This window comes from Cupriavidus sp. 05T313, from assembly GCF_056396665.1.
Genome location: NZ_JBFTLX010000402.1, coordinates 1 through 4,607, shown reverse-complemented (window position 1 = coordinate 4,607; position 4,607 = coordinate 1). Strand labels below are relative to the sequence as shown.

General features: G+C 65.3%; 4 protein-coding genes and 1 pseudogene. 2 read left to right on the top strand and 3 right to left on the bottom strand.

Annotated elements, in window-relative coordinates:
- The 3 genes and pseudogenes from AC1DKD_RS39730 to AC1DKD_RS39720 form a co-directional block, all read right to left on the bottom strand.
- A pseudogene (locus AC1DKD_RS39730) lies at window positions 1-185 on the bottom strand (hypothetical protein); the annotation flags it as partial.
- A gap of 88 nt (window positions 186-273) precedes the next feature.
- On the bottom strand, window positions 274-1,206 hold the full coding sequence (locus tag AC1DKD_RS39725) for an ornithine cyclodeaminase family protein (protein ID WP_477104750.1): 933 nt from the start codon (window positions 1,204-1,206) through the stop codon (window positions 274-276).
- A gap of 52 nt (window positions 1,207-1,258) precedes the next feature.
- The gene (locus tag AC1DKD_RS39720) at window positions 1,259-2,011 is read right to left on the bottom strand and encodes a sulfite exporter TauE/SafE family protein (protein ID WP_441637566.1); all 753 of its coding nucleotides are present in this window, start codon (window positions 2,009-2,011) and stop codon (window positions 1,259-1,261) included.
- Window positions 2,012-2,322: 311 nt separating this feature from the next.
- Here AC1DKD_RS39720 and AC1DKD_RS39715 point away from each other — a divergent pair, with 311 nt between their 5' ends.
- Together AC1DKD_RS39715 and AC1DKD_RS39710 are read left to right on the top strand one after the other, a co-directional pair.
- Entirely contained in the window at window positions 2,323-3,885 is a 1,563-nt protein-coding gene (locus AC1DKD_RS39715) for a hypothetical protein (protein WP_477144605.1), read from the top strand.
- Window positions 3,873-4,607 (top strand): TenA family transcriptional regulator (locus AC1DKD_RS39710; RefSeq protein ID WP_477144604.1); only part of this gene is annotated, 735 nt, incomplete at its 3' end. The genes AC1DKD_RS39715 and AC1DKD_RS39710, both read left to right, overlap by 13 nt.

Below are 4,607 nucleotides of genomic sequence, written 5' to 3'. Positions count from 1 at the left end.
ACGCTGAAGGGGGCCTTGTTGGCGCTCTTGCCCTTGATGGCGTTTTCAAGGGCGGCACGGAAATCATCACGGTTCATCAGTTCGGCCATTTGGGGGCTCCTGTGGGCAGCGAGTTCAAGGTTGGGGGACGGCGTGGCGTGGTCCGGAGGTCTCGGCCGCAGAAACCAGCCAAATCCGGGATCCATGTGAATATTGTATACTATCTGCAGTTTTGCGAAAGAGCTTTTTGGGCCAAACTTGCCAAGGCGAGCGATCGCGCATCCGGCCTCGCGCTCACGCGGCTCTGGCTTCACCCGCCGCGGCGATCTGCCTGTAGGCGAAGCCCGCCAGCGCCACGTCTTCCAGACCGACCCCCACCGACTTGTAGATCAGGATGTCGGCGTTGCTGCCGCGTGGTTGCACGCGGCCGGTGACCACATCGGCCAGTTCGACGACCTTGTCGGCGGGCAGCGCGGCGGGGTCGGCCAGCACGATATCGCCGGCTTCGCGCATCGATTGCGGGCGCCATTCCACCACTAGCTTGCTGGCGCGCGAGAGCGCCACATCGTCCAGTTCGCGGGTGTGCGGCAGGCTCGATCCGATCGCCGCGACAAAGGCGCCGGGTTTGAGCGCCTGGCCGGAGAACAGCGGCGTGGTGGAGCGTGACGCGGTGACCACGATGTCGGCTTGCGCCACAGCCTGGTCCGGTTCAGCGAAGGCGACGGGGATGCCGCACCACTGCGCCAGGCGTTCGGGCGTGGCGGCATCCGCATACGGGTCGGACAGCAGGATGCGCTTGAGCGGCAGGGTGGCGGCCAGTTGGCGGGCATGTTGCACGCCTTGCGTGCCGGCGCCGAACAGCGCGAGCACTGCCGCGTCCGGCCGGGCCAGGTGGCGGGCGGCCAGCACCGAGCAGGCCGCGGTGCGCAGCCGGGTAATGGCGCCTGCATCGAAGGAGGCCAGCGGCCGGCCGTCCTCCGTCGAGAAAATCAGGATGACAAAGGAAAACTGCCCCTTGATGGTGGTGTAGACCTTGGCGCCCGCCACCTGCTGCTCGGGAATCACCGCCCCGAGCGTGGACAGCTTGACGCCGCCCGCCTCGGTGCGGATGCGCTCCTGCATGGCGGCCTTGCCTTCGCCAAAGCTGCGGAAGGCGTCCAGCATCACTTGCTGGGCGTCGGCGGCGCTGACGTGGCGGTCGATCATCTCGTCGGTGATATGCAACATGGTGTGTTTCCTGGATTAGCGGGAGAGGATGGGAGATTTCGGGCGCGGGGTTTCAGGCGGGCAGGGCGAGCTTGACCAGCACGCCGATCGCGCCGGCGGTGCAGAGCGCCAGCAGCAGCTTGCGCACGGCCTTGGCCGAGAAGCGGTTCTTGAGGCGGTTCGAGACGGCAAAGCCGACCAGCAGCATGGGCGACAGGCTCAGGCTGAGCCAGAGGTCGCTCAGCCCAAAGCGGCCGGCGGCGGACAGCATGGCCAGCGAGAAGGCCGCACCGGCGCAAAGGATGCAGCCAATGGTGGCGCGCAACTGCGGCGGCGGCAGATGCTGCATGACGATGGCAAAGGGCGGGGCGCCGGCCGAGGTGACCGTGCCCATGAAGCCGGAGGCCGCGCCGGCGAAGGCCATATTCAGTCCGGAAGCCTGCACCCGCCAGCCCAGCAGGCTGAGCGCCACCGCGGCCAGGATCGACAGCGCGAACACCAACGCCAGCAGTTCCGCCGGCAATTGCGTCATCGCAGCCACTGCCACCACCGTGCCTGCGGCGCGGCCCAGAAGGGCATTGCCCGCCGTGCGCCAGGCAATGGCACGGAACTCGCGTAGTGCACCAAGCAAGGAGACGAGGCCACCCATGGCGAGCAGGGGGCCGGGCGCCAGTTGCGGGAAGAACAGCACCGCGACCGGCGCCGACACCATGGAGAAGCCGATCCCGCCTACGCCCTGCAGGCAGGCGCCCACCAGGATCAGGGCGCCCATCATGCCAAATTGCCAGGCCGTTACGCCGGCGGGAAGGAGGGTGGAAATCGTCATGTATGTCTTGTGTGATGCCTGCGTAATCGATCGGTAGGAAGCTGCTGCCTGTCTTTAACGGTATACAGTCTACATAATTTGCAGAAAGAAGGCATCCATTCTGGGTTCTCAACTAACATCCAGCTCCCAAAAGGTGCCTGGAATCCCGCTTATGGCGCGGAAATATAAGGGTTTGCACCGATTTGGGGGGATTCCCTACCCCAAGAAGATTCTGCTTGTTTTGATCTAAGTTAAGAATATAGTATACGTTCATGGGGCAGCCATAGCTCCAGACACGATGGTCTCTACAGACAAAGATCCAAGGGGAATTCATGCAACACGAAGTGGTGATTGGCGCGGCACACTGGATCTACCTATTGGGCGTGGCGGTGATCGTCCTGACCATGATCCTGCGGGCCAACGTGGTCGTACCGTCGATTCTGGGTACGTTCCTGGTGGTGTTCGCGCTGACCGGCAGCCCGGTCTCCGCGCTGGGAGGGATATTTTCGGCAAGCCTGGTGGCGGCCAAGGAGTTGTTCAACATCTTCCTGGTCATCGCCTTCATGACAGCGCTGCTCAATTCGCTGAAGACGCTGCGCTCGGATATCCGGATGGTTGAGCCGTTCCGGCTGGTGATGAAGAACGGCCATTCCGCCTTCTTTATCCTGGCTGGCATTACCTATGTGATTTCGCTGTTTTTCTGGCCCACGCCGGCGGTGCCGCTGGTTTCCGCCATCCTGCTGCCGGCCGCGATCGCCGCCGGACTGCCGCCGCTGGCCGGTGCCATGGCCATTGCCATAGCCGGGCAGGGCATGGCGTTGTCGTCGGACTATGTGATCGGCGTGGCGCCGGGCATCAGCGCCAAAGCCGCCGGCGCGGCGGTCAGTGCGGTGGTGGTGGCCGACCGTGCGCTGGTGCTGTCGATCATTACCGGCGTCATCGCGCTGACGCTGGCGTACCTGTCGATGCGCAAGCACATCGTGCCGGCCAGCGGCAGCCTGCTGACCAACTGGCAAGCCCGCGCAAGCGGCGCCGACGAGCGCTTCGAGCAGTCCGGCACCTTCGACAAGGCCGAGATCGCGCGCGGCACCGAGCACGACGAGCCGTTGGCCACCGATTCCAATATCGAGCGAAGCCTGGCCATGGTGGCGTTGCGCCGGGTCAAGTGGTCGAAGTGCTTTGCCGTGGTGACGCCGCTCGCGTTCCTGGCGGTGGTAGCGGTGATGGTGGTGCCCAAGATGGGCAGCGGCCTGCCCGAACTCAAGGGCGGCGATGCCGCAGCGCTGGTTGGCGGGGTTGCGGCGGTGCTGATGATGCTGGCCACGCTGGCCGCCGAAGGCCCCCGCAAGATGCTCGACGTATGTCCGGAGCACATTACGGACGGCTTCGTCTTCGCCTTCAAGGCGATGGGCTCGGTGTTGCCGATTGCCGGCTTCTTCTTCGTCGGCGCCGGCGAAACCGCGGCGCAGATCCTGGGTGTCGGCGCCGGCAAGGCGCCCAGCCTGCTGTTCGAGCTGATCCAGGCGTACCAGCACATGATCCCGGACAACCACGTGCTGGTCGCATTCGGTGTGCTGCTGGTGGGCATGATCACCGGCATCGACGGCTCCGGCTTCGCCGGCCTGCCGCTGACCGGCACGCTGGCCGGCGCGCTGGGTCCGGTGGTGGGCTTCGATTCCGCCACCCTGGCGGCAATCGGGCAGATGGGGGCCGTGTGGACGGGCGGCGGCACGTTGATCGCCTGGTCCTCGCTGATCGCGGTGGCCGGCTTTGCCCGCGTGCCGGTGCTCGACGCGGTGCGCGCCTTGCTGGTGCCGGTGCTGCTCCGGACCACGCCACGCCGTCCCCCAACCTTGAACTCGCTGCCCACAGGAGCCCCCAAATGGCCGAACTGATGAACCGTGATGATTTCCGTGCCGCCCTTGAAAACGCCATCAAGGGCAAGAGCGCCAACAAGGCCCCCTTCAGCGTGGCCTGGGCCAGCGGCAAGCTCTCCCGCGACCACCTCGCGCGCTGGGCCGAGAACCATTACCACTACGTCGGACCCTTCGCCGACTACCTCGCCTACATCTACGCCCGCACCCCCGACCGCTTCACCGAAGCCAAGGACTTCCTGCTCGCCAAYATGTATGAGGAAGAAATCGGCGGCGACCGCCATACCGACCTGCTGATCCGCTTTGCCGAAGCCTGCGGCACCACCCGCGAGCGCGTGGTCGAYCCCGACAATATGTCCGCCACCACCCGTGGCCTGCAAAGCTGGTGCTACGCCGTGGCCATGCGCGAAGACCCSRTCGTCGCCGTCGCCGGCCTGGTGGTYGGCCTGGAGTCCCAGGTGCCSTCGATCTACCGCAAGCAGACCCCGACCCTGCGCGACAARTAYGGCTTCACCGACGAAGAAGTCGAATTCTTCGACCTGCATATCGTCTCCGACGAAATCCACGGCGAACGCGGCTACCAGATCGTGCTGGAACACGCCGACACGCCCGAGCTGCAGCAGCGCTGCCTGAAAATCTGCGAGATCGGCGCACAGATGCGCCTGCTCTACACCACCGCGCTCTATCACGACTACGTCGCCCAGGAGATCTCCCTGCCTGAACTGGGCATGGCCCGCCTGAGC